This is a genomic window from Sphingobium xenophagum NBRC 107872 (assembly GCF_000367345.1).
Lineage (GTDB): Bacteria > Pseudomonadota > Alphaproteobacteria > Sphingomonadales > Sphingomonadaceae > Sphingobium > Sphingobium xenophagum.
The window spans coordinates 1-24,323 of record NZ_BARE01000055.1 but is presented as its reverse complement, the minus strand read 5'-3'; the positions used below and the strand labels follow the sequence as shown (position 1 = coordinate 24,323).

Annotated in this window: 19 protein-coding genes; 10 read left to right on the top strand and 9 right to left on the bottom strand. The window is 62.1% G+C overall.

The features are described from left to right. The coding region (locus tag SX1_RS19015) for a hypothetical protein (RefSeq protein WP_019054317.1) at positions 1 to 812 on the top strand (812 nt) is incomplete at its 5' end. A gap of 97 nt (positions 813 to 909) precedes the next feature. Here the strand turns inward: SX1_RS19015 and SX1_RS19010 are convergent. The 3 genes from SX1_RS19010 to SX1_RS19000 form a co-directional block, all read right to left on the bottom strand. Then, positions 910 to 5,127 (bottom strand): strawberry notch family protein, encoded by a 4,218-nt coding sequence (locus tag SX1_RS19010; protein ID WP_019054316.1) that lies wholly within the window; start codon positions 5,125 to 5,127, stop codon positions 910 to 912. A gap of 58 nt (positions 5,128 to 5,185) precedes the next feature. After that, positions 5,186 to 6,028: a DUF7146 domain-containing protein gene (locus tag SX1_RS24910; RefSeq protein ID WP_026149945.1), complete on the bottom strand. Its 843-nt coding sequence runs from the start codon at positions 6,026 to 6,028 to the stop codon at positions 5,186 to 5,188. 76 nt (positions 6,029 to 6,104) lie between these two features. Next, positions 6,105 to 7,409: a replication protein RepA gene (locus tag SX1_RS19000; protein WP_026149944.1), complete on the bottom strand. Its 1,305-nt coding sequence runs from the start codon at positions 7,407 to 7,409 to the stop codon at positions 6,105 to 6,107. Between the two features lie 553 nt (positions 7,410 to 7,962). Here SX1_RS19000 and SX1_RS18995 point away from each other — a divergent pair. The 3 genes from SX1_RS18995 to SX1_RS18985 all read left to right on the top strand — a co-directional run bounded on the left by SX1_RS18995 (position 7,963) and on the right by SX1_RS18985 (position 10,775). After that, positions 7,963 to 9,168 (top strand): AAA family ATPase, encoded by a 1,206-nt coding sequence (locus SX1_RS18995; RefSeq protein WP_026149943.1) that lies wholly within the window; start codon positions 7,963 to 7,965, stop codon positions 9,166 to 9,168. Positions 9,169 to 9,398: 230 nt separating this feature from the next. Next, complete coding sequence (locus tag SX1_RS18990; protein WP_019054311.1) at positions 9,399 to 10,379, top strand: ParB/RepB/Spo0J family partition protein; 981 nt, start codon at positions 9,399 to 9,401, stop codon at positions 10,377 to 10,379. Positions 10,380 to 10,502: 123 nt separating this feature from the next. Continuing rightward, positions 10,503 to 10,775: a WGR domain-containing protein gene (locus SX1_RS18985; RefSeq protein ID WP_019054310.1), complete on the top strand. Its 273-nt coding sequence runs from the start codon at positions 10,503 to 10,505 to the stop codon at positions 10,773 to 10,775. Between the two features lie 25 nt (positions 10,776 to 10,800). Here SX1_RS18985 and SX1_RS18980 read toward each other — a convergent pair whose 3' ends face one another. Beyond that, positions 10,801 to 11,607 carry a MarR family transcriptional regulator gene (locus SX1_RS18980; RefSeq protein ID WP_019054309.1) on the bottom strand — a complete coding sequence of 269 codons (807 nt, stop codon included), beginning with the start codon at positions 11,605 to 11,607 and terminating at the stop codon, positions 10,801 to 10,803. A 144-nt stretch (positions 11,608 to 11,751) separates the two neighbouring features. Between SX1_RS18980 and SX1_RS18970 the strand changes: the two genes are divergently transcribed. From SX1_RS18970 to SX1_RS18960, 3 genes are read left to right on the top strand one after another with little or no spacing between them, the layout of a single operon-like run. Then, positions 11,752 to 13,428, top strand: coding sequence for a TnsB C-terminal domain-containing protein (locus SX1_RS18970; protein WP_157410297.1), 1,677 nt, complete (start codon positions 11,752 to 11,754; stop codon positions 13,426 to 13,428). Continuing rightward, positions 13,404 to 14,264 (top strand): TniB family NTP-binding protein, encoded by an 861-nt coding sequence (locus SX1_RS18965; RefSeq protein ID WP_019054306.1) that lies wholly within the window; start codon positions 13,404 to 13,406, stop codon positions 14,262 to 14,264. The genes SX1_RS18970 and SX1_RS18965 overlap by 25 nt, the downstream gene beginning before the upstream one ends. Continuing rightward, positions 14,261 to 15,265: a TniQ family protein gene (locus tag SX1_RS18960; protein WP_019054305.1), complete on the top strand. Its 1,005-nt coding sequence runs from the start codon at positions 14,261 to 14,263 to the stop codon at positions 15,263 to 15,265. Before SX1_RS18965 ends, SX1_RS18960 begins: the two co-directional genes overlap by 4 nt. A 135-nt stretch (positions 15,266 to 15,400) precedes the next feature. Here the strand turns inward: SX1_RS18960 and SX1_RS23020 are convergent, their stop codons facing one another. Then, complete coding sequence (locus SX1_RS23020; protein WP_019054304.1) at positions 15,401 to 16,432, bottom strand: hypothetical protein; 1,032 nt, start codon at positions 16,430 to 16,432, stop codon at positions 15,401 to 15,403. Positions 16,433 to 16,552: 120 nt separating this feature from the next. Between SX1_RS23020 and SX1_RS18950 the strand changes: the two genes are divergently transcribed. Further along, positions 16,553 to 17,683, top strand: coding sequence for a site-specific integrase (locus tag SX1_RS18950; protein WP_043146076.1), 1,131 nt, complete (start codon positions 16,553 to 16,555; stop codon positions 17,681 to 17,683). A 27-nt stretch (positions 17,684 to 17,710) separates the two neighbouring features. Here the strand turns inward: SX1_RS18950 and SX1_RS18945 are convergent, their stop codons facing one another. Continuing rightward, a complete protein-coding gene (locus tag SX1_RS18945) occupies positions 17,711 to 18,163 on the bottom strand; it encodes a hypothetical protein (protein ID WP_019054302.1) in 453 nt (150 codons plus the stop codon). 147 nt (positions 18,164 to 18,310) lie between these two features. Between SX1_RS18945 and SX1_RS18940 the strand changes: the two genes are divergently transcribed. After that, positions 18,311 to 19,585 (top strand): site-specific integrase, encoded by a 1,275-nt coding sequence (locus SX1_RS18940; RefSeq protein WP_043146074.1) that lies wholly within the window; start codon positions 18,311 to 18,313, stop codon positions 19,583 to 19,585. A 63-nt stretch (positions 19,586 to 19,648) separates the two neighbouring features. Here SX1_RS18940 and SX1_RS24325 read toward each other — a convergent pair whose 3' ends face one another. Beyond that, on the bottom strand, positions 19,649 to 19,813 hold the full coding sequence (locus SX1_RS24325; protein ID WP_157410296.1) for a hypothetical protein: 165 nt from the start codon (positions 19,811 to 19,813) through the stop codon (positions 19,649 to 19,651). A 157-nt stretch (positions 19,814 to 19,970) separates the two neighbouring features. Further along, the gene (locus SX1_RS18930) at positions 19,971 to 22,940 is read right to left on the bottom strand and encodes a Tn3 family transposase (protein WP_008603805.1); all 2,970 of its coding nucleotides are present in this window, start codon (positions 22,938 to 22,940) and stop codon (positions 19,971 to 19,973) included. Between the two features lie 173 nt (positions 22,941 to 23,113). On the opposite strand from SX1_RS18930, the gene SX1_RS18925 reads away from it, so the two are divergent. After that, complete coding sequence (locus SX1_RS18925; protein WP_017184234.1) at positions 23,114 to 23,674, top strand: recombinase family protein; 561 nt, start codon at positions 23,114 to 23,116, stop codon at positions 23,672 to 23,674. A gap of 84 nt (positions 23,675 to 23,758) precedes the next feature. Here the strand turns inward: SX1_RS18925 and SX1_RS23010 are convergent. After that, on the bottom strand, positions 23,759 to 24,323 hold a 565-nt coding region (locus SX1_RS23010; protein WP_019054300.1), incomplete at its 5' end, for a Cj0069 family protein.

The window sequence follows — 24,323 nt, the reverse complement described above, 5'->3', positions numbered from 1 at the left end:
GCCAGGACACCGTATTTCTCGTGGGCGGCCTAACGCCGCGCTACCTTGTTGCCGCACGACCGCCGGAAGTACCCCAACACGCCGGAACTGGCGACGTGGATGTCGTCGTCGATGTGGCAATCCTCACTGACACTGAAGCCTACAGCACGCTGGAAGAGAACCTCCATGCGATGGGCTTCGAGCGCGGGACCAATGAGAGTGGTGTGAAGGTTTCCTGGCGTTGGGAAGCGCGTCTTGAGACGGGCGCTACAATGGTCCTCGAATTCCTCGCCGAGCATCCCGAACTCGGGGGAGGAAAGGTCAAGGTGCTCCCAACCGAAGGTAACGTCTCCGCGCTCAATATCCCGCACGCGTCGATGGTGTTCGACCTGCACGACACGACCGAGCTAACCGCGGAACTCCTGAACGGCGGAGGGCTGGCCACCGAAGTGGTTCGGTACGCAAACATCGTCAGCTTCACCTGCCTCAAAGCCTTCGCCTTCGATCACCGCAACGCGCGCAAGGACGCACACGATCTCGTCTATTGCCTCGAACACTATCCCGGCGGACTGGTCTCGGTGATCTCGGCCTTCAAGGATGCATTGGCGGGATCGCACGCGGAGGCCGTGCAGGAGGCGCTCGCAAAGCTGAAGACTCGTTTCGTCCACGAGGATCCCGATCAGTCATACCGTCGGGATGGGGCGGTCGCTGTGGCGCGTTTCGAAGACAACGACGCAGATGTCGACGACAACGAGGAGATCCGGGATCTGCGCATCCTCCGTCAACGGCAGGTAGCGGACCTAATGGGGCAATTTTTCGCAGCACTGGCGTGACCGAGGTAGAACCAACCATCCGCTGATCGACACGGATTGAGCCCGCCTAACATCGCCGCGCCCATCTAACAGCAGTAATGTTAAATGAGCGCGGGGGTCAGGCCTGCCCGGCGATGCTGGCGATGATCGCCTCGGCACCGTCCAGCGGCACGAACACGCGCGTCTTGTAGGCGATGATCTCGGTGAAGCAGCCCTTGGCCTTGAGCTCGGGAATGCGCGCGGCTTCGGCATCGACAATCTCGATCCTTCGGGAACCATTCACCCGCGACGTGCGGACCGTCAAATTGAGTGGGTGCGGCGCCTTCCATGTGCCGCCGCCCATGACTGCGGCCGCGATCTTGGCCGGATCGGTCGGAACCTTGCGGGCAACGCCGAGCTTCTCGAGTGTGGCATCGACATAGAGATCATGGACATGACGGCCGAGCCAGGAGGAGCCAGACTTGTCGACGATGCGATTGACCGTGAGGTCTTCCTTTGGAAGCGCGCCCCAGATTGGCAGCAGCAGCCCCGTCGCAAGGTAGACGGTCTCCGTGACCAACTGGCTTTCGTCCGCCGCGTATTCCTCCTCCCACAGGGCACTGAAACTGGCCTTGGGCACGGGTTCCCAAGCTGACTCGTCGAGACGGTCAGCGCGCAGGTATTCGCTGCGCAGCGGCCGCACGAGTTCGTAGCGGCGGATCATGTGGCCCTCCTCGTCCATGTGCGAGGGAGCCGCGATGCCGAGCGCGACCTTGCCCGACTTGTCATTGCGCAGGAACAGCGGCTGTTCCTCGTAAGATGCCATTTTGAGCACGCGCTCGAGCGAGAGGACCTTGCGCCGCTGGGTCAGCGACAGCTCAAGCAGGTGCGAGGTCGCGCCCGTCACAGGATCGGTCCGGATCACCGTGTCGGACAGCACCTCGCAGGCCTCGACCGCCACGGTCTCGACCCCGATATCGAAGGTCCCGGCTTCCTTGGCTGCGGAGACGCGGGTTTCGACGAGGGTCAGGAACTCGTCGAAGATCGCATTTTGGACGGCGATCTTCATGGCGAGGATGCGGTTGAGCCAGCGCTGGATCGGCGGCAGGTCCTCGCGCAGGACCCCGTCCTGATCGGTGAGCTCGAGCCCGCTCATCCGCTGGAATTCGGACAATGTCGTGCTTTTGAGCTTGGCCATCGCCAGCAGGCCGTACCAGTCGTGGAGCGCGTGCTTGGCGTAGATGCTCTCGAGGTTGTCGGACGCATCGAACATCCCCTGCCCGCCGGTCTGGCGCTGGCCGCGGGTCAGCGCGCCCAATGCATCGAGGCGCCGGGCGATGGTGCTGGTGAACCGCGCTTCGCCCTTGCAGTCGGTGGTAACCGGACGAAACAGCGGCGGGCAGGCCTGGTGGGTGCGGTGGGTGCGGCCCAGTCCCTGGATCGCACGGTCCGCGCGCCATCCGGGCTCGAGCAGGAAATGGACCCGGCGCTGCTGGTTCTTGGCATCGAGACTGGCGTGATAGCTGCGGCCCGTGCCGCCCGCATCCGAGAACACGAGGATGCGCTTGGAACCGGTCATAAACGCAGTTGTCTCCGCAAGGTTGGTCCGGGGCGAACGGCTTTCGAGGCGCTGCTGACCTGAGCCATCACGGACCAGACGCTTGCTGCGCCCGGTGACTTCGGCGACGGCCGTCACGCCGTAGTGCTCGAGCAGCGCGTCGAGCGCGGTCGGGATCGGCGGCATGGCGCAGATATGCTCGATCAGGTCGGCACGAGCAGCCTCGGCCTGCGGGTTGTGGACCGGATTGCCCGCCTCGTCCCACATCGGACGCGAGCGCACGTCGCCGAGTTCGTCCTTGTATTCCTCCATCTGCCGGGTCGGGAAGGCCCGGGTGAGGTAATCGACGACATATTCTTTGCAGTCATAGGCTATGTCGAGCGCCTCACGCTCAGCCGGTTCCAGTTCATCGAGCCGCCGGTTGAGGATGGATTCCGCCGTGCTCACCAGTTGGACCACCACGCTGTCCCCCTCGCCCAGGTGCTCGTCGATCGCAGGATAGATCGAGGGCAGCTTCAGCGAGAGCAGCACCTGTCCGAAGAAGCGCTGCTTGGTCCCCTCAAACCGGCTGCGGGCAGCCGCCTTGGCACCGCTGTTGAGGGTCTTGTTCTCGAGGCCGTCGACGATGCCGGTGAGTTCGAGCGCGGCCTCGAGGTTCTGATGGATGATCGTCCAGGCCTCGCAATAGGTGTCGTAGATTGTAATCTGCTCGGGGGTCAGGTCATGGCGGAGGATATCGTACTCAATCCCGGCAAAGCTCAGCGCCCGGGCGAGGTACAGTCCTGACGCCTTGAGGTCACGGGCAACCAGTTCCATCGCTGCGATGCCGCCATCGCGGATTTCGCTGATGAACTGCTCGCGGTTCGCAAACGCCGTGCCGGTGCCCCAGAGACCGAGCCGGACCGCATAGGCGAGGTTGTTGACGTCCGATGCGCCTGTGGCCGAAGCGTAGAGCACCCGGGCGCGCGGCAGCGTATTCTGGAGCAGGACCCCGGCGATGCCCTGCAGCGAACCCTGCTTCTGCCCCAAGGCCCCTTCCCCGCCCGCCACGCCGCCCATTTCGTGGGCTTCGTCGAAGACGATGACGCCTTCGAAGTCTTCGCCAGCCCAGCGGACAATCTGGTCGAGCCGGGTGTCCTCGACACGCGAGCTTCTGAGCGTGCCGTAAGGTACGAACAGGATGCCCTCGGGCGCGGTGATTTCCTCGCCGATTTTCCAGCGCGAGAGTTCAAGGATATCCGACGGCAGTCCGCCAATTGCGGTCCAGTCGCGCTGCGCATCCTCAAGCAAAGGAGCATTCTTGGATATCCAAATGTGGCGGCGATTGCCCTTGAGCCACTGGTCGAGAATGCAGGCCGCTGCCTGCCTCCCCTTCCCGGCCCCGGTGCCATCGCCGAGGAAGAACCCAGTGCGGTAGAGCTGACCCTCGGGGTCCTCCTTTAGCGCAACTTCGCCGGCAGGGTGGCTGAAGCGGCCATGCAAGTCGCGGCTCCATGCCTCGCCCGCATAAATCACGGTTTCGAGCTGGGCGGCCGAAAGCAGCCTTGCCGTCACGGTGCGTTCGGGCAGAGAGGGCACGTAGCTTGGCTTCGGCGCGGCGATCGAGGCCATGGCGGCGGATTCGACGAGGTGGGTCGGGTGTTCGCCAGCTTCCGCGATCACCACGCGTGAAGGCCGGTAATCGGCATAGACCCCGCGCTGCTCGCCCATCGCAGCAGGTTCAGCAAGCACTTCGTAGGCGACGGGGCGGACGTCGTTGGTCTGGGGAGCTCGCACGATCACGGGCCGTGCTGGACCGGTCTTCACCGAGCGGAACAGGCTGAGCTTTGGTCGGGGCGCTGCCGCCTGCGTCGGGTCGCGCAACGTCGCCCGGAGTGGCACGGTTGGCAGTGCCGCGAAGAGTTCGCCGACCGAACCGCGATTGATCGTCGATACGCCGATCTCGCCTGGCACCTTGTCGATCACCAGCACGCGAACGGCGATCCCGGTGCCGTGCTTGGCATAGCCGCCTTTGTCCAGACGGAGCGAGAGGACGACCCGCGCGCCTTCGAGGGTGCGCCGGAAGGTTTCTTCGTACCTGGCCGAGGGTGAGAACCAGTCAGGCATGATTGCAACGATCCGGCCACCTGGCAGCATATGGTCGAGCGCGGCTCTCAGGTGCCTGGCGGCGGTGTTCTGATCTTCCCCGCGCGATTGCGAAACCGAGAACGGCGGGTTCATAAGAACGACGCTTGGCCGTTCAGTTCCGGAGAGCAGCGCGCTGAGTTTCGCACCGTCGTGGCGGTAGACCTTCGTGCCCGGAAACACGGCCTCGAGCAGGTCGGCGCGGGTTGGCTCGAGTTCGTTGAGTATCATGTCCCTGACCGCGCCCTTGGCAAGCGAAGCGATGATCCCGGTGCCTGCGCTCGGTTCGAGCAAAATGTCATCGCTGGAGAGCCGCGCCAGATGAACTGCAAGATGGGCGAGCGCTGGCGGCGTCGAGAACTGCTGGAATTGGATCTGTTCCTCGCTCCGCACGGTGTGGGTTGGCAGTTCGCGCACCAGCGCTTCCAGCGTGCTGATCGCCGCGCCGACGTCCATGCGGCCTACCAGCTCGGGAATGGCCAGGGAGAGCGCGACTTCCAGCGCTTCGAAGCTGTCGCGCTGCTGCCAGGCACCTGCGGCGTCATTGCCGCCTGCACTCTCGGACATGGCTTCGCTCAAACCAGCGCGGTCGATCGGAACAGCGAGGAGCAGCTTGGCGGCAAGTGTGCGCGCAGCGCCGAGAATGGCGCTGGCGCGCGGAAGCGTGGTGGTCATGCGGGGATCTCCTGAGCTTGCGCCGATCAGCGGCACGCCCGCTCCAGTCCCCCTCCCCTCACCGCTTCAGAAGCTGCGCCCAGTCGTTCATGCGCCCCGGTGGCCATTCGGTCTCGATTGCAAGTCCGGGGCGTCGGTAGGATTCGGCTGCGCGATCGCGCGCGCGCCTGCCTTCGGCGTCGTTGTCGGCCAGCAGGATCACGGTTTCGACTGACGCCGGGATGTCGACCTGGTGGAAGCGTTTGGCACCCATGGTCGCCCAGGTCTGGATGCCGGTGAGCGACGTATAGGCAGCCGCTGTCTCGAAGCCCTCGCACATGCCGATGGTCTTGCCTGGCGGGCCGTTGGTCCACGCAGCGCCGATGGCCTGGCCGAGGACGCGCTTCTCGGTGTAGGCCGATGTCGACGGATCGAGGAAAATCCGTTGGATCGCGGCGATCCCGCCTGCCTTGCGCATCGCGACGAGGAGTGCCGGCTCAAAGCTGGCCAGCTTCCCCTGCCCTCGTGGACACCGGGGGTGAAAGCGCAGGTCTTCGAGCGGTGCCCAGATCTGGCGCACCCCACGCACATATCGCTCGGCTAGCGTTCCTTCGATTGAACGCGCGGACTGCCAGATGCCAAGATGAATTCCAGTGCTGCGCTGGAAGCTGGGGATCACACCAGAGGCATCGACGATCGGCAGTTCGGCGAAACGTCGAAGAGCTGTGAGTACGTCTCGGCTGTCGCAACCAGCGTGGCAGGTGACGAGGATTGCTCGATCACCCTGGCGGATGGAAAGCGACGGGGTTCGGTCGGCATGGCATGGGCACCGACACATCGCGGTATTGCCAGACCAACTGCCTCCGATGCGTCGAATAAGGCTGCGTAGGTCAGGACTTGGAGTATTGTTGACGATGGGCATGACTGCCCAGTTCGACCCCACTCCCCTCCCCTTCGTCCTGCGCTTCAGCCTAACCGAAGTGCTCGGAAATCATCGGTCAGCTGGCATCCGAATTTGCGCGTCGCTCGGCATAACGGACGACAAAGGCCTCCCAGACTCTCAGCCATTCCGCATCGGTGCGCTCTTGTTTGATACCGGGAAAGCCTGTGCGGAATGCGTTCGCCATGGTGTCGACGCACCAGGGTTTACCCTTCTCAATGCCGATTGCTCGGAACTTAGTTTCCCTTTCGCCATAGGTCAGGCTGCCCCCCGGGAATGGGTATACCGGTTCGGAGACCTTGATGTCCCGAACAGTCGACCGAGGAGTTTTGCTGACCGATGATCTCGGAGCGGTTTCCGGGGTAGGTGCGCCCAGCAATCGCAAGTGCGGACCAACGAGCTTCCGCTCTAGAGGTGCTGGCGAAGGCCGGAGCACTACTTTCCTACCGCTGAAATCGACGTCAGCGTTCGGGTAGACAGCGGAGACCAATTGCATTGTTTCACGCACGGTCTGGCGGAAGCGTTTACTGTCGGCGTCGTTCCCCAAGTGCTTGGCCAACTGGTCCCAAGAGATTACTTGGCCTCGATCGCTGCTGATGCGCGGGAGGCGATACGCGAGGTAGGTATAGAGATCGAGCGCTGTCGGCGTGCCCTTGAGCTCACGGATTGCAATCTCGTTCAATGGAACGGCGTGGTCGATAAGGTGACTGTAGAACCCCTCGGACATCCGGATTTCGCGAGCAAATGCGCCATTTTTTTCGAGCGACCCGGCGTATTCATTTGAAATCTTTACGTCTCGTACGGCGAATGCGTTGTCGCCGGCGTCGTTGCCTTCCCAACGAATTTGCCATTCACATGCAAGCAGTCGGTCGACTTGCTCGCGCATCAGATTGGCAGTTCCCCGTGGCCCATATGAGACGGTCTGGTAGCCAAGACGGCGCATCCATTCCGTGAAATTACGCCCTAAGTAAACGTCTCGCGATCGCTTGGTCACGGCCTGAGATAGCAGATAGATCAGCGCAACCCGTGGATAAGCTCCATATGGCACACCAACGCTTCGCAACACGGGCTTACCGTCCACCGTCTGGAGAACCGGTCGTGGATTGATGGCCAGCGCGTATTTTCCGTCTTCGCGAAGAATTGGGAGAGTATCGTCCTTCGGACGTTTGGTCGGAAGCGACATGGCGCACAATGCTGAATGCAAAAATGCCGGAACGGGTTCTTCGTCCTGGACACGAAGGAAGGCATCCATCGTGAGCTGGGTGCCTGCTGACTGCGCAAGGGAGCGGACTCGTTCTTCACCGCCGCCTAGCATCGCTAGGGCGTATTGATGTCCGATCGGACGCAGTGTGTCTCCGCTCATTGAACCGTCCCTTCCCGACTCATTGGAGCCCCGGGTTGGTCGTTAAACAACAGGTTTGAGCTTCGAAAGCAAGGCCATTGGCAGTTTCGACGGGTTTCCGCGCCTAAAACCTCCAAGTTGGCCGATGATCTCAGAGCGGTTTGGTGAGGCGAAACCAAATCCAATCTGAATTTTGAAAAAAGCGATTCGCGAATCGGTTTTTCTAGGAGATTCCTTTAGTAGGTATGGGCTCCGAGATCATCGGTCCAAAGTGAACCGAGATCATCGGGGAAACGCACTGAATTCATCGGCTTGCACCGAGATCATCGGTGGTTATCCACAGTCCGACCAATTCGGCTGTCGGGACGCGCAACTGATTATCGGCATGACGCTTGCTGGGGCCCCTCCCTGGCCCCGACATCATCGGTTTGAGCCACTAAGTGCTGCATCCGGCGACTCCTGATTCGCAAAAGGGCTCGGAGATCATCGGTCAATTTGTAAGGTTGGTGGCCAAAGTTTGCTCAAAACTGCCAAGAGTGCTAATTGGCGCCCTCAATCTCACAAAGCGGTGATCATGGCTACCGACGCAACGCTCGACGCACAACCCGATGAACTCCTGGAAGACGGCCTTGGCAATCTGCACCGCAAGGCCCTCACCATCCTGAAACGTATTCGTGATGGTGCGCTCGATCCGGAGACAGGGCAGAAGGTTGGTCCGTCGTACTCGATTTCCAAGGCTGCGGCTCTCGTGGGACGAACAGCCTCGGCTATTCGCGAAGCGGAGCGCGATGGCCGCCTTCCCCAGCGCGATCGGACCGCGTCCGGTCACAGAGTCCAATACTCGTTGGAAGAGCTGGATCATATGCGCGCCGTATTCGGCACTCGCCCGTGGCGAGCGCCGACGGATACGCCGGCAGTCATCTCAGTCTCGAACTTCAAGGGGGGTGTCGGCAAGTCGACGCTGGCGCTGCACCTCGCCCAACATTTTTCTATTCACGGCTATCGGGTCCTGTTCATTGACTGCGATAGTCAAGCAAGTTCGACCATGATGTTCGGATATCGGCCGGACGTGGATCTGACCGAAGATGACACCCTCTATGGCCATTTCCATAATCCGGAACTTCTCGGCGTTCGCTCCATCATTCGCAAAACGCACTTCTATGGGCTTGATCTGATCCCTGCCAATCTCAAGCTTTACAATCTCGAATATGAGATCGCCGGGTATCTCGCGCAAAATCAGAACTTCGATATCATCGATCTGATTGCCGAAGCCATCGACACCGTGGTCGATGACTACGACATCGTGATCATGGATCCGCCTCCGGCACTAGGCATGGTCTCCATGGCGGTACTGCAGGCGGCCAATGCGATGGTAATTCCTGTACCGCCGAGCGTCATTGACTTCGCATCGACCGTTTCGTTTATCGACATGGCGCGCACAACGATGAAGCAGCTCGAGCAGCTCGCGAAGCGCGTAAAGCCAGCCTACAACTTTATCCGCCTCGTTGGCAGCAGGGTGGATGAAAGCAAGTCAATGCACCGCGAGATTCTCTCGATGATGCGGCAGGTCTTCGGTGGCTCGATGGCGACGTCTGTCCTCAAGACCAGCGCAGAAATCGACAATGCCAGCTCGCGCATGAAGACGGTCTTTGAACTTGATCGACCGGTGACGTCCCACGAGGTTCACAACCGGTGCATGAAGCATTTGAGCGAAGTTTGCAGAGAAATCGAGGCGGATGTCATTCGGTCCTGGGCGAGCAGGGAAGGGGAGGCGGTCTAAGGCCGTTGCCACGTGGCAACAATGGGGTAATATAACGATAATACAACGATATAGACCATTTTTTGAGAAATTCGATTGGTGCGATAGGGCGAGATTTTGTTGGCTGAGTGAGGGATGTTGCCACGTGGCAACGTGCCAAGATTCCGGGTGAAAACGAGGCGCGGGCCGGGTTTGTTGCCACGTGGCAACAAGCGGCCGCCAAGTGTGATTTGAAAGGTTTGGAGTAGGCGATGGCAAAGGGTAACCGGGGCTTCGGCAGCAGTTTGACAGAGGGGCTCGACGACGAGATCGACGTCGGCAGCCCTGCACCTTCGGAAAGCATTATGGCGAGTCGTAGCCAGAGCCTTGCGAGAATAGCCGCCGGCAAAGTCGTTACGGATCGGACCGAGTGGGTCGACCCAGCTCGCTGTCGTCCCTGGCGTCTGCATAACCGCGACCTGGACCACTTGAACGAAGAGAGTTGCCGCGATCTCATCGACGCATTCCTTTCCGCTAAGAAGCAGCGCATTCCCGCGATCGTGCGCCGCCTCAAGGATGACCCAGACTACGACTTCGAAATTATCGCCGGCGTAAGACGGTGGTGGACCGTTCAGTGGCTCCGTGAGCATCATCACCCGGAGTATGAATACCTCGTCACGATCCAAAACGTTTCAGACGAGGAGGCGTTCAGAGTCTCGGACATCGAGAACCGGTCGCGCAAAGATATCTCGGACTGGGAACGGGCGAAGGAGTATTCACAGGCGCTGGAAGAGTTCTACGATTCCAACCAGAGTGAGATGGCAGAGCATCTGAAGATTTCGCGCTCATGGCTGAGCCGACTGCTCGATGTTGCGCGGTTGCCGGCCGAGATCGTGAATGCCTTTCCGGACACGCATGGCATCACGGTACGCATTGCAAGAGACATCAAGCCACTCACATCAGAGAAGCGCACCCTGGATTTGATGGTCGCAGAAAGCAGGGCAATTGCTGCTGAACGCGACGACCTGGGGGCGGCCATGCCCGCTCCGGAAGTGGCAAAGCGCCTTATTCGGGCAACTGTCGCTCCAGCAAAGCCCGCTGGCGGCGAGGTCGAAGTGAAGGGCGCCGCTGGCAAAGTGATCTTGCGCTATGCCCATTCTTCGAGAAGCGGATATACCTTCAAGGTGCCCGCCCGAAGCGGTGCTTCGGCAGTCGAAGTCTTGAAGGCCATTGAGGCTATCCTGACGTCCTGACTTTTTGGGGGCGCTGTCGCGTCCGTAAGTCGTGTGACAAATCGCCTGCGTGAATCAGTCTGACTCGACTGATTCAAATTTCCCGTTGGATTGCGCGATTCCAACTGCGGCATTCATGCGCGCATGGACAACCTGACCCACGGAACCTTCATCTGGCTCGAGGCAATCTGTCCCGAACGCAATGTCGCGCGTCGCTACTCTGTAGCGTTGAACCGTGACCTGTTCGGCGCGTCGATTGTCGAGTTCGCGTGGGGGCGGATCGGAACGCGCGGGCAGGGGAGGGCGGTGTCGTTTGCAAGCGAGGACGAAGCGTCGCGCTTTGCCCGCCAGTTGCTACGCCGCCGGGCTTCTGCGCCCAAGCGGATCGGCGTTCCGTACCGCGAAGTCTCATTCTAGCCGTGGGAGGCCCTCAGGAGGCAATCTAGGGGCGATTGGGGACCAGCGCATGGTCTCCGGGGCGCAAGGCGGCCAGATCGGCCTTCTCGAGCGCCTGGGCGGCTTGTGAGGCAGTGCGTCGGGTCACGCCGAGCGCACGGGCCAGTTCGGCGCGGGTGAGGGGCCCCAGTGCGCCAATCAGTTGCCACATCGCCGGCGCCTGCGACGAGGCGTAAAGGTCAGCGAGGCGTTCCTCGCCGCGCGCAACCATGGCCGCAACGGCGGCGAGGTCCGTTGCCACGTCACCGGCCGCAGCGCCGATCGCGCTCGCCAGCAGGGCGGGGAGGGGGCTTTCGGGTTGAGCGCGGAACACGCTGCGCGGGGCGAGCCCGGCAAGCGCCAGCGGTGCCGCGCCCAGGGCGAACAGCTGCGGGCGCATCGCTACGGCCAGCGAGGCGGCCCAGGCGCTCCCGCGCGCGGCAAACCGATGGAACACGCGGCCCTCGATCAGCACCTCCTCGCTGCCGCCCTCGAGGAAATCGACTTCGTCGGCACGGAGCTGGCGGAGCCATTCGGTCAGGACTGCCTGGGGCTCGCGCGCTGGCAGCAGGTCATCGAGCCGTTCCAGCGCCCGGTCAGCGGCTTCAAATGTGCCTGAGAAGCTCTCGCGCGCGTCCTTGGCCGCGAGCGTAAGCTGCGCCGCCCGGGCGAGGGGAGGGGGGCCGCGCCGACTGATCCATGACAGGAAGTCCTGCCGTTCGGCCGCGTACCACGAGCGGGTCAGTTCCGTCGCGCCAAGCCCCGGATTGTGCTCGGGACCAAGGTTTTCAAAGGCTGTGGCGTGACAAAGCACGCGACACTCACTCAAGCGCATTGATAAAACGCCATAATGTCGTCTTCTCGATGAATTTTTCCTCGGCGCCGACGAAAGTCATCTTTCCTTGGGTGCCAAAACAGCCAACACTGCGGTTGTCGATAGCGAAGCTGGAGTCGTCCTTTGCTCGAACGAAAACCGCCAAGGATAGCCAAGCCCTCCGAAGCGGCTTTGAAGGTCGGTGCCGAGCTCTATTCCGTGTTTCGCAGGTTCGTGCCGCTTGAAGGCCCGCTGACTGCCGCAGCGGTAGCAGCGATCTCGGAGAAAACTGGACTCGGCACGCGTCGGATACGGGAACTTGCGCGCCGATTTCGAAGCAAACCCATCGCCGAGAGCCTTGCTTCGCTGCCCAAGGGCCCCAAGCCTGGCAAGAAGCACGCATCGGCGGCTGTGATCGAGGTGATCGACAGGGAGATTGTAGAGATTTTCCTGAAAAGGCCGCCACCCGCGATCAGGGAAGCGGCGAACCAGATTCGCGGACTGCTGATCGCGGACACGGGCGATCACAGGTTCGACATGGCCGATGTTCCCAGCGTGCGCACTATCGAGCGGATGATTGGCGAAATCAGTTCGCCGCAATTGGCGCGTTCGACCATGGGGTCAAAGCGGCGAACCGCACATGAGCCGCACCCGGGAGAATACCTCAGCGAAGGGCTGCTGGATGTGGTTCAGATGGACCATTCGCCCGCCAATGTCATGCTGGTGGACAGCTTGCACCGCAATGCCTTGGGGAGGCCCTGGGTGACTTTGCTGATCGATGTCTGGAGCCGCTGCATCCTCGGGTTCTATGTGAGCTTTGGGGATCCATCGATCTTCCGGTGCGGGCGGGCAGTCGCAAATGCGCTGTTGCCCAAGAAGCCCTTGCTCACGGGCCTCCAGATGACGGAGGATTATCCCATGCATGGCTTTTTCAAGCGGTTGCACGCCGATTTTGCATCGGCGCATCGCGCTGAAGCGTTCAGAAGCGCCTGCCACACATATGGGATCGATCCGGATGTCCGGCCGCGTGGGGCCTCGCACCTGGGCGGGCATATCGAGCGATTGATTGGCACTATGTCGGAAAAGATGTTGCTGCTCCCCGGTGCCACGGGCGGCGATGTGACCAAGCGTGACGGGTACGATCCTTCGGAGACGTCGGCCATGACGCTGGAGGAGTTTGAGCGCTGGTTTATCAGGGAGATTTGCCGCTATCACATGACGCCGCACGAGGGATTGGGAAAGATTGCGCCGGCTCAGATGTGGGCCGATGGGCTCGCGGCGCATGGCTCGCTGGTTCCCACCGGACTCGATGTCGAGCAATTGACCCGCCGGTTTCTGCCGTGGGTCGAACGCACCGTGACGGCCGGAGGCGTCCAGATCGGCCACCGTCGTTACTGGCACGAGAGCTTCGCGACCCGAATTGGTCTCAAAATCATGATTCATGTCGATGAGCGGACGATCCAGGAGGTGTATCCGCAGATCGACGAGAAGCTCGTCGCCGCGCGCGTCGTGGGCTCGTTTCCCCACGTGACGAAAGTCGAGTGGGACGCTGCCGCTGCCGCCTTGCGAAACCGTGGCCGCGCCTTTCAACAGAGTGGCGGGCAAACGGAGATCGCCCGGCTCGTGCATGCCAACCGGCAGGAAGTGCAAGGTGCAACGATCCGCACCCGGGAACAGCGGTGCTTGCGCAAACGGCTCGAACGCGAGGGCATTTCACACAGTGCCGGACCGCCGCCTGAAGGGCTTCAGGAAGAACGAGCGAAGTGGCTGCCTGTCGAGGAATTGGGGGAGGTGAAGTGGCTCAAACCGATCAACCAATAGCATTTTCGCAGTCATCGGGTTCGCTGCACAAGGCGTTCTGGATCGATTTCGACCAAGCGCGGGCCCATGTGAATACGCTGATGGGGCTCGTCGACGAGCCCCCTGACGATCGGCCGACTTGCGTGGTCCTGGTGGGGCAATCCGGTATGGGCAAGACGTCGATTCTGAAGGAGGTCGGTCGGCGGATACGCACGGCGTATCCGGAGCCGGCGAACTTGGGCGAAGCGCGCTACCTGCCGATGTTGCACGCGGTGGTGCCGACCCACCCGACCTCGCTCAGGATCAATCTGACGCTGTTGTGGAAGCAGGGGTGGCCGCTGACCAGACGGACGCATCAGATAGCCGACCTCAAGGTGGCCGAATTGCTCGGCAAGCAGGGAACCAAGTTGGTTGCGATCGATAACGTCCATGCGATCCTCACAGCCAGCGGCCGGGCGAGGCGCGATGCGCTGGATTCCTTCCGCTTCCTCATGAGCGAGGGTAACGTTCACATGGTAGTCGCGGGCCTCGACGTCGCTGCCGATATCTTCAGCGACGACGTGGAGCTGGCTTATCGCTCGATTATCTTGCGCATGCCTCCCTGGCTTCCGGGCGAGCCTTCGCAACAACTGATACGGGCTCTGGCCCACCGCATGGGCTTGATTGATCCGGACCGCTTCGCAGAACCGGAAATCGCCGAGTTCATCTGGCGCAACAGCCACGGGGTGACCGGCAATTTCAAGCGACTACTGCACCGGAGCTACCGAGTTGCCAAAGATACGTACGGCAGGCAACGGGTTGAATTTTCCGATATTTACGAGGCGGCCAAGTTCTTTCCATCCTACATCGACCGGTGACGGGAAGGGAGCATAAGCAGGAATCGGAACCGCTGGCACTTCGCGTGCGCCCGCAGGCTGATGAATGCTTCGATTCGTGGATAGAGCGGATGGCGCTTGCGCATGACACCACGCGGGGCGTATTGTTTCAGCATCTCGGCATCGATGCGAGCCTTGCCAGCCTGGACCTTGCCCGGGGCACAAGCGGTGTCGCGCTTGAACATCAATTCGCCGTGGATCAAATGGTCGGCCAGCTTGCCTGGGCGGTGCAGGTTGAGCCGGAACAGATCGAAAGTACCTTTCTCGATATCGACGGAGCAGTGCTGCTTCCGCGCCGCTTGCGCCAGTATGGCTGTGCCCGCTGCTGGCAGGAAGCAATTCGCGACGGACGCCCAAGGATCATCCGCAAGGAATGGATCTTGCGGATGAGCTGGCGTTGCCGACTGCACGACCTGCCGCTCAGCAAGTTGCCGGTGCCTGATGGTGCGCCTGACGATCAGTATCTCCTGACCTGGCTGAGCGGAGCGCTCGTAGGTGCGGAGAGTTTGCGGTGGGGGCTCGACTATAGGGGGGCGATGATCGAACGAAACGAAGTTTGCCTCGACATGCTGATCCGGCACAGTCGGCGGCGGCTGAAGGGCCGCAAGCAAGACTATCTTGATCGCTTCCGGGCAAACGCCTTTCACTTTGCTCGCGACCGCATCGCCATGCTGGCCCTGGCGCATAGTCACGCCGGCCGGGGTGTGTGGGGATTTGAGCGGCTGCTCGCGCTTGGCTTGGCCGAGCGTCCGGGGCGGAATTTGGAGTCGCTGAAGGCACCCAAGCCGACGAAGCGCCTGACGGCGTGTTGGCGGGTCGGGCAGGGGAGGGCACCGCACCGGGCCTTCGAGGCCGAATTGCTCGATGTGCTGTTGGCCTATGCCCATCTGCGCGAGCGACGCGACGGGGAAACCTTGGCGCGGGCCCGTTTCGGCCATTTCCGCACATTTGGCTCACAGGATGCTTCAGCCGTGGCGATGTAGGGGCCTATATCTACGAAATGCACCCTGAGAAGCCCGTAGAGCGTGCTGTCGGGGGTTTGGCACCTTCGGCCTATTTCGAGTCTGTTTTCACGCTCTGGAGCCTGTTTCTGGGCGTTTCGGTTTTAACAAAAAATATCAGTCATTTATGACCATAACAGGGGGCTTGGTTGATCCAAGGCCCCCAAAGCGTCTGTCGAGCGCCTCCATTTCGGCATCAAATGCGGCCAGCACCGAATCGAGGGTGGGGGAGGGTGGCGGCGGCAGGCGAGGACGACCGCGCTCGGGTGGGACCAACCCCAGCGCCAAAGCGACATCGGGCGTGACGTAGCTGCGCCAAGTGCTGCGCCCCGAAGTTTCGACAAGTAGGCCAAGGCGAGCGGCGCGGGTCAGCAGTTTTCCAGCGCCCGAGATGCTGAGGCCCAGTTCTGGTGCAAGACTACGCGGCGCGAGATACGGTCGGGCGAGCGCGATGCGCCCGAGCTCGGCAAGCATGCCAGGGCGGCGTTCGCCGCAAATGGCGGCGGCGCCATGCCGGGATACTTGTTCGAGCCGTTCGAGCCGGGTGAGGCCGTCGGACGCCAGGCGGCTGAGCTGCTTGAGCAGGCGCTTCAGCAGCGCGGGCCGGGGATCGAGCGCGAAACGTTGGCCGGCGTCACCTGCGACGAGGCAGGGCAGGGGGGCCTTGGTAATCCCGATGCGGCGCAGGATCACCGGGAACGCGAGCCAGGGAGCGGCCGAGCGGTCGACTCGCGCCCAGGCATCGAGTAGAGTGAGTGCGCGCACGAGAGCAGGGGCTTCGCCCCAGCTTTCAGGCGGATCAAAGGTAAACGGCAAGTCCTCGCGCCAGTGCGGCCCTTCGGCCTCAGTGAGACGGACAAGCCAGGGCTGGTACGCTTCGAAGGGTTCACCCATGGTTTGGGGCGGCTCGCGCCCGGCGAGCCGCAGGCCGCAATTGTGGGCAATAATATCGATTTCCTCGAGCGGTACTTGGCAGAGCCGGAGCGCGGTTGCATATCCGGTCCAGCTTGCGCGAAGGCGCCATGCGCTGCCAAAGGAACTGGCGCAAATCCGGGCATCGAGGCGGGCGATAGCCGCGCTCGCTTCAGCGAGGGCACCTGCGAGATCGGGCGTCCAGGCGAGGGCAGAGAAGGGCAGGGGCGTGCGCATTATAGCCTGATTGTAGACTGAATGTGGTCTTTCAGTCCATAGGCTGTCATACCTAGTGTTGATAATGGATCGTTATCACGCCTCTATACATTATAGAAACGCCCGGCTATCCTCACGCCCATGGCGAAAAAGCGTCCTTCCACCTCAATTGTTCCGTTGAGCTGCGAGCCTGTCGATCTCATCGCTGACGTGCGTGCGCTGGTCGGCGGTGGTGAGGCCATCGACGCCGCGCTGCTCGACGCCGCCATGCGGGGTTGGTCGCGCAACACAAGGCGGGCGTTTCGCTCTGACCTGACCTTGTGGGATGGGTGGTGCCGCAAGCACGGCGTGTCCGCGTGTGAAGCCTCGCCGGCGGATGTGGCGGCCTGGATCCGCGCGCTCGCCGGGATCGACACCCCTGACATGACGCCGCGCGCAGCGGCGACGATCGAGCGCTACCTCGTTCATGTCGGATGGGCTTACCGGATGGCGGGTCTTCCCGACCCGACTGCCGATCCCTTGGTGAAGTTCGAGCGCAAGGCGGCGCGCAAGCACCTGGGCGTGCGCCAGCGTCAGGCGCGGGCCATCCGGTTCAAGGGCGACATCGCCGATCTCGACAGCCCTGCGTGCGGTGTCTGCCTTGCCCACCTCATCAAGGCCTGTCGGCGTGACGCACTGGGCCTGCGTGACGCAGCGCTGCTGCGCATTGCCTACGATACCGGCGCACGCCGATCAGAGCTGGTGGCGATCGACGTGGCGCATGTCGAGGGGCCCGATGCCGAAGGTGCGGGGATTCTGAACATCCCCTCGAGCAAGACCGACCAGGCAGGGGAGGGCGGTGAGGCCTATCTTGCACCCGCGACCATGGTGGCCATCGCCCGCTGGCGCGAGGTGGGCGGCATCGACAAGGGCCCACTGCTGCGCCGGGTGGTGACGCACTTCGATGGCTCGATCGACAGGATCGGCGCGGCGCGGCTGCACCCCAATAGCATTGGCCTGATCTACAAGCGTCTCGTTCGCCGCGCTTGGGAAAAGCGCCTGCTTGGCGAGATGAGTGAGGCTGAGCTTGATCGTTGGCTGAAAGCGGTGTCCTCGCACTCGATTCGGGTCGGGGTGGCGCAGGATAACTTTGCGGCAGGAGAAGGGCTACCCGCGATCATGCAGGCCTACCGCTGGCGCGACGCCCGCACGGTCATGCGCTACGGGGCGAAACTGGCCATGAAGAGCGGTGCCTCCGCGCGATTGGCCAAGCGGTTCAGCGAGCAGGGGTAAGCAGCGGCACGTTTCCGGGGCGCATCTTCACCGCAGTCTATTTTGGCACGTCGGCTGCGAAGGATTGCTCTCTACTGCGCTCTTCTTTGGCGTCCGACAGGCATCGTCAAAGGCGAGATTGGCCGGCTGCATGCGCGCTGCCAGCGTGGCAAGTGGTGGCCAGCTGCTGTGAACAAGGGCGGTTAGAATGACCGAGACCAGCGGACGCGGTGGCCTCAGTGGGGTGGCCGGGCGATCGGCAGGATCGGTCAGCGGGGTAAGCCCGGCGAACCAGGCCGCGAAACGCTGGGCACTGAAGGCATGGCCTTCCTGGCGCAGCGCGCCTGTCAGCGTATCGCGCAGCAGCCGCGCGGCGAGAATCCGGCTCGCGGCAGGCGGGAGGTAGCGCAGCGCCCCATCGAGGCGGCCGAGCATGAGCGCGGCTTCAGCCTCGGCCGTGCTGACGGCTTCAGCAGGGAGAAATGGCGGCGAAGAGCGCATATGGTCCCAGAAAAACGAGATTTTTCAGAGCAAGTATATTCAATGAGAGATAAGTATGCAACTGCTAGGAGGCAAGTCTTTATATACTATCGATAATGGTATACTATCGATAGTGACATCACGGCTAGGCCGCGCTACCATCCCCAAATGACCCGAAATCTCCCCGCACGTATGCTCGCTGAACCTGTGTCAGGTGAGATCGTCACCGTGTTGCCGCCGGGCGATGCACTGCTGCCACAAAGGAAGGGAGGGCGTGCGCTCGATCGTGTCGCCCAGCTTACTGCGCTGATGGTGGAACTGGTCTTTGAGGGCAGGACAGTCGATGAGCTGGCATATCGGAAGAGTCTCGAGGCGCGGGCTCCCGCGAGCGTCAAGGCGCTCGCCAACGACCTGGCCTGCTACGCCGAATTCTGCGCGCGTAAACGCGGGCCGGGCCTACCCGCCAACGAGGCGCGCGTGGTTGCCTATCTCGAGGATTGTGAAGCCCGCAAGCTGAGGCCCGCTACGGTTAGTCGCCGGCTCGCGTCTCTTGCGGTGGCCCATGGGCTGATCGGCGTGCCAAGCCCGACTGCTGGCGTGGTGGTTCGCGATGCGTTGCGGGGGATGCGGCGGCGCATGGGCGTGCGCCAGCGCCAGGCTGGGCCACTGCGATTCGGCGAGGGGATCGGCATCGAGGCGGCCAAGGGGTTCACGCTGAGTGCACTGCTCGAAGTCTGCTGGGGTAAAGTCTCTGGTCTGCGCGACGCGGCGCTGCTTTCGCTTGGTTACGATGCGGGGCTGCGGGTATCCGAGCTGGTCAGTATCGACTGCGGCCATATCACGCCGCTGGATGATGGCGCCGGTGTGCTCGAAGTTCCCCGCTCGAAAACGGATCAGGAGGGCAGGGGGGCGGAGGCCTGGCTCTCGCCCGATACCATGCGGCGAATTTCCCTGTGGCAGGCAGAGGCTTCCATCACGTCCGGTCCGCTGTTCCGCCGGATCGCGACGATCCGTACCAAGGCGCGTGGTCAGCGCAGGGCGATCCAGTTGGATGAGCTCGCCTGGAACGCGCCGATCGACCGCGAGCGGATGGCCGCGCAGCCAGCGCGCTCTGCGGCCGTCACCTATATGATCGGAGATGATGCCCTGACCCCTGCTGCAGTGCGCATGATCATCAAGCGCACCGCACGGCGAGCAGCCGAGGAAGGAGTGGTCGGGCTGATGGGCGAGGAACTCGATGCTGCAATTGCGGCGTTGAGTACGCACTCGCTGAGGGTCGGGCTGACGCAGGATCTGTTCGCCACCGGGGAGGATGCCGGGCCTATCGCCCAAGCCCTGCGGTGGACATCGACCGCGACGGCCCTGCGTTACGGACGAAAGCTTGCACCATCATCCAATGCAACGGCTCGAATGCTGGGACGAGTGAGGGGGGTACAACAGTGATTGCCTTCACTGCCATCTATTTTGGCACGCGGAGCCTCAATACGGTCACGCCACTGACGTTAATTATGGCAGCCGACAGTCGACCGGCGCCGAGGATTCGAGCGCAGTCCGCCCAGCGCTGCGCGTTCCGGTGACGACGATCGTTTCTTGCGATGTTTCTGGTGCCGTCTGAGCAAGAACAGGTGTGGCGGCGAAGGTGGCGGTCACAAGCAAGGTCGTACGGATCATGGAATACTTCCCCCAATAAGGCTGCGCGCCCTTTACTGATGAAGGGGTAGGTGGGGGTAACGATGAAAGCGTGACAGCTGTTGTCCAAGACGCAATAGGCGTCACCTCAAGGTTTGTGCGCCAGACAACGATTTGGCGGACATAATGAGAACACTGGCTATGCCACGAGTTTGAGGCGGGCCATGGGATCGTTGAGGGTGCGGAACTCGCCAGGGGAGAGCCGGTTTGCCCTTTGCCACAGATAGTCGCCGGTCAAACTGATATGCACCCAGCCCATCGGCGAGAGATGGGCAAGCAGCGCATCATCGAAGGTGCCGCCGGATGATTGGAGATGCTGGGCGGCCCTGTCCATATAGACGGTGTTCCAGTAAGAAATCGCCGCGATCAGCAGATTGAGGCCCGATGCCCGATATTCCTGATTCTCGATCGAGCGATCGGTGAACCGCCCCTGTCGGTTGGTGTAGATCGCGGCGGCAAGGGTATGACGTGCTTCGCCTTTATTGAGGCCGGCCTGGCAGGCGCGACGCAAGTCGGGCTGTTCAAGCCAGTCGAGCGCAAATAGCGTCCGCTCGATGCGGCCGAGTTCGGCCAGCGCAAAATCCAGCCTGTTCTGGCGCTTGTAGGCGGCCAGCTTGCGCAGGATCGCGGAGGGCGCAACGGCTCCTTCCTTAATGGAGGCGACGATCCTGACGATGTCATCCCAATCGGCTTCGATCGCCGCCGTCTTGATCGTGCGGCCCATGAGGCTTTCGATGCCTTTGTAGGTCGAAGGCGCGGCGATCGAGCCGAGTTTCCGGTCGGCGATGTCGCGCAGACGGGGCACGAACCGGAAGCCGAGAAGATGGCAAAGGGCAAAGACATGGTCCGTCGCGCCGCCGGTATCAGTGTAATGCTCATGCAGCGGTAGCGCGCCGGCGCCGAGCATCAGGCCATCCAGCACGTAGGGGGCCTCGCCGGCGGTGGCCGACATGATCCGCGATCCGAACGAGGCAAAATGATCGGACAGGTGGGAGTAGATCTTCAGGCCCGGCTCGCTGCCATATTTCGCATTGATGTCGGCCGCCGCCGATCGGTTGCGGCCCGAGCGGAAGAACTGCCCATCGGAGGATGAACTAGTGCCGGCTCCCCAATGGCGCGTGAAAGGAAGATCATGGTGCGCGGCAACGATCATCCCCAACGCGGCCTGATAGTTTTCGGGCGACAAATACCAGTTGTGGGTCCAGGCAAGCTGGGCGTAGCTCACCCCGTCGCTGGCGTTGGCCATGCGCTCTAGACCCAGATTCGATCCATCAGCGAGAATGGCGGCGAGGATCGCGTGCGGGTTGTCATGCTCCTTGCCGGACCGAAGATCGCGAAATGCGCTCAGGAACCCGGTGCGCTCGGCCACCTCGACCAGGAGTTCGGTGATCCGCACGCGCGGAAGCAAGGCGTCGAGCCTGCGATCGAGAGCCTCCGCCTCGGGTGGAGTGATCGCCGGCATGGGTTGCAGCTTGAGCCGGTCGCGTTCGAGCGCCACGCCCGCGAGCCTGTTCGCCTTGAGTTGCTTGGCGAAACGGCGCAGCCGCCAGTCGAGCGTCCTTGCCCGCTCCTCCAGATAGGCGGCCGCATCGGTCTGGAATGGCAGGCTGTCGGCCACCTTATCGGCATCGCGTCGACTCAGCAAATAGGTGTCGAAGCGGCGATAATTGCGGGTTCCTTCGACCCATATGTCGCCGGCGCGCAACCGATCGCGCAGCGTGGCCATGATGGCCGTCTCGTATCGCCGGCGATCGACCTGGCCACCTTCGGTGATGAGGCGCTTCCACTGCCGGTTGGCGAATGGGAGCGGAACGCCCTCGGGCAGGCTGCGGGCCTTGCGGGCATTGGTATCGCGGATGACCTCGATGGCCTTGACCAGTTGCGATCCGCTCCCCGATGCCTTGAACGTGAATGTATCGAGGAAAGCCGGGCTGAACCGCCGCAGCGTCGCATAGCGACCAGTCGCCGCGACAAGCGCATCTTCGCCCGCCAGCTCGGCCAGCGCATCGACCTGCGATTTGGCTGCGACCAGTCTGTGCCAGCCTACCGCTTCGTCGATCAGTTCGAGCGGATTACCGCCATGTTCGACCGCCTCTCCCAGCGCGGCGATCGTCGCGCCGAACAGCCGCATAAGTTCGCCGACCGAGCGGATGCTGTCCTGATAGCGCCTTTCCCGCCCGCGCCGCGCCCGTGTGAACAGGCTTCCGACAAGCCTGTCGAACATCTGGATCGCACCATCGGCGAGCCTGGCATCGAGGTCGATGACCGCCGCGATCAGCGTCGCGCGGCGCCTGTTAAGGCTATAATCGGAGAGCAGGAACGCCGGCGCAACGCCACCTTCGCGCATGAACTGCGCGAACCGGAAGTCGGGGATTTTCGCGCCGATCGCCGGGTCGATGCCGATTCCGCGCACATAGCGTAGCCGTTCCAGCAGCCCGTTGATGTTCGCCGTGGTGGGCGCTTCCTCGAAATTGCGCAGCCAGGCCAGCGGCGTCATGCCGAAGTCGCTGTTGTTGACGATCAGATCATCGATCCGCGCCAGTTCGGCATGACCCAGGCTTTCGACAATGAGCGCCGCCGCGGCTTTGCGGGCGCGTGCCCTGCCGGCGAGGCCCGCACGTTCGAGCGTGTCTGCCGATGGAAGAATGAAGCGTTCCTGCTTCAGCCCCTCCATCAATGCGCGGACAATAGGTTCGCCCCGATCGGTCCGCTCCGCAGCTCTTGCGGCGAGATCGAGCGCGAGCGGTATATCCCCTCGCCGAAAAGGGTGTAGCCCCAGATGCCGTGCCGCAATGTCGGCATGATCGTTACGTGTTTGCGCGCGCTGGCCATAGTCGGCGAACGCATCAACATCGACGAAGAGCTGGGCGGCGAGATAGTGAAGGACCGCATCGGGGACGTCGACGTCGGGCTGCAAACCGAAGCCGGGATGCCGCATAAGCGCGATCTGCGTTGCCAGACCGAGGCGGTTGGCAGGGCGATAGCGGCGACCGACCAGTTCGAGATCCTCGGCGGCAAGGGTATAGTGGCCGACGATCGCGGTTTCGTCATGGGGGATATCGAACAGGCGACGCCTTTCTTCTCCGGTCAATAATCGCCGCCGCGCCATCCTGCCTCCATCCCGAGTCGAGAGCGACAGGCTAGCGTCAATCTGGAGTATAGCCTAACCGGACGTCAGGATGCAGCGGCGGTTTCTGTCAGGATAGGGTTATGGCAAGCATTTATTGACGCATGTTCCGCCGTGTCATAGAATTCAACCTGACATTTTGACCGGAGGCGGCGATGAAAGGCCAGAGGATCGGTTACGTCCGGGTGAGCACATTCGATCAGAATGTCGATCGCCAGTTGGACGGGCAGTCGCTCGACCGGATTTTCACCGACAAGGCATCGGGCAAGGACATCAACCGCCCCGAACTCGATGCCATGCTCGCCTTCGCCCGCGAGGGTGACACCGTCGTGGTCCACAGCATGGATCGATTGGCGCGTAATCTCGACGATCTGCGCAAACTGGTTCAGTCCCTCACCAAAAGAGGCGTCCGGATCGAGTTCGTGAAGGAAAGCCTGGCCTTCTCGGGCGAGGATTCCCCGATGGCCAACCTGATGCTCTCGGTCATGGGTGCGTTCGCCGAATTCGAGCGCGCCCTGATCCGGGAGCGGCAGCGCGAAGGCATTGCGGTCGCCAGACAACGCGGTGCTTATCGCGGGCGGAAACGTTCCCTCTCCGACGAAATGGTCGCCGAGCTGCACCGCCGTGTTGATGACGGCGAGCGCAAGGCCGTCATCGCCCGTGACCTGGGGATCAGTCGCGAAACCCTCTACCAGTATCTCCGCGCTGCCACCTGAGCCGGTTTCACCCAGCCTCGCTCACCCTTAGGCTTGTCTGATTGATACGACCAATGTCACGTCTCTTGAATTGCTTGAATCATATCAATGAGGATTGGAGGTCTCCTTCGTCAAACGAATGGCAAGAGCGCGACCGATTGCCGCTGCGGCGACTGGCTGGACGGCGCTTGGCGGAAATGGTGCAACCGAACTAGCATTGATCTCGCAAAGCGCATAGGAGCCATCGCTGATGGCTTCACCAGGGCGAAATAGGAAGTCGGCGTCCCAAAGAAGCGGAAGATCGTGGTCGGCGATCGACAGCAACCTTTGCATCTCTGGAATCCAGCGATCCTCCATCGCTTTCCGTAAGGCTGCGAAGCGCGTCACCTCCGGTCCGAACATGGCGCGGCCCATCGGCTGTGGGGTTGACGACGTTGTATCAATGGCCGTTGGCGTCATCAGCGCAGTGATCAGGTTGTGCCCAAAGCCAACCACTCGGTGCCCGCACACGTAGCAGCGGACCATGCCCTCGGACGACTGCGGCTGATAAGCCTGATCGATCAGCACGCCGCCGTCGTTTAGAAACGGCACCCACCTTTCCAAGCACTCGGCTAGGCTGATGCGCTCCGATTTGCTTCCTTGGCGGGCCTCTTGAACTTTCACCGACGTT

What these genes read in the sequence shown, in the direction of transcription:
- SX1_RS24910 (WP_026149945.1), bottom strand. Translation starts at nt 6,028, where the DNA reads ATGCCCATCGTCAACAATACTCCAAGTCCTGACCTACGCAGCCTTATT.
- SX1_RS24325 (WP_157410296.1), bottom strand. Translation starts at nt 19,813, where the DNA reads ATGATCCGTACGACCTTGCTTGTGACCGCCACCTTCGCCGCCACACCT.
- SX1_RS18945 (WP_019054302.1), bottom strand. Translation starts at nt 18,163, where the DNA reads ATGCGCTCTTCGCCGCCATTTCTCCCTGCTGAAGCCGTCAGCACGGCC.
- SX1_RS18940 (WP_043146074.1), top strand. Translation starts at nt 18,311, where the DNA reads ATGACCCGAAATCTCCCCGCACGTATGCTCGCTGAACCTGTGTCAGGT.
- SX1_RS18990 (WP_019054311.1), top strand. Translation starts at nt 9,399, where the DNA reads ATGGCAAAGGGTAACCGGGGCTTCGGCAGCAGTTTGACAGAGGGGCTC.
- SX1_RS18925 (WP_017184234.1), top strand. Translation starts at nt 23,114, where the DNA reads ATGAAAGGCCAGAGGATCGGTTACGTCCGGGTGAGCACATTCGATCAG.
- SX1_RS18995 (WP_026149943.1), top strand. Translation starts at nt 7,963, where the DNA reads ATGGCTACCGACGCAACGCTCGACGCACAACCCGATGAACTCCTGGAA.
- SX1_RS19010 (WP_019054316.1), bottom strand. Translation starts at nt 5,127, where the DNA reads ATGACCACCACGCTTCCGCGCGCCAGCGCCATTCTCGGCGCTGCGCGC.
- SX1_RS18950 (WP_043146076.1), top strand. Translation starts at nt 16,553, where the DNA reads ATGGCGAAAAAGCGTCCTTCCACCTCAATTGTTCCGTTGAGCTGCGAG.
- SX1_RS18930 (WP_008603805.1), bottom strand. Translation starts at nt 22,940, where the DNA reads ATGGCGCGGCGGCGATTATTGACCGGAGAAGAAAGGCGTCGCCTGTTC.
- SX1_RS18985 (WP_019054310.1), top strand. Translation starts at nt 10,503, where the DNA reads ATGGACAACCTGACCCACGGAACCTTCATCTGGCTCGAGGCAATCTGT.
- SX1_RS23020 (WP_019054304.1), bottom strand. Translation starts at nt 16,432, where the DNA reads ATGCGCACGCCCCTGCCCTTCTCTGCCCTCGCCTGGACGCCCGATCTC.
- SX1_RS19000 (WP_026149944.1), bottom strand. Translation starts at nt 7,409, where the DNA reads ATGAGCGGAGACACACTGCGTCCGATCGGACATCAATACGCCCTAGCG.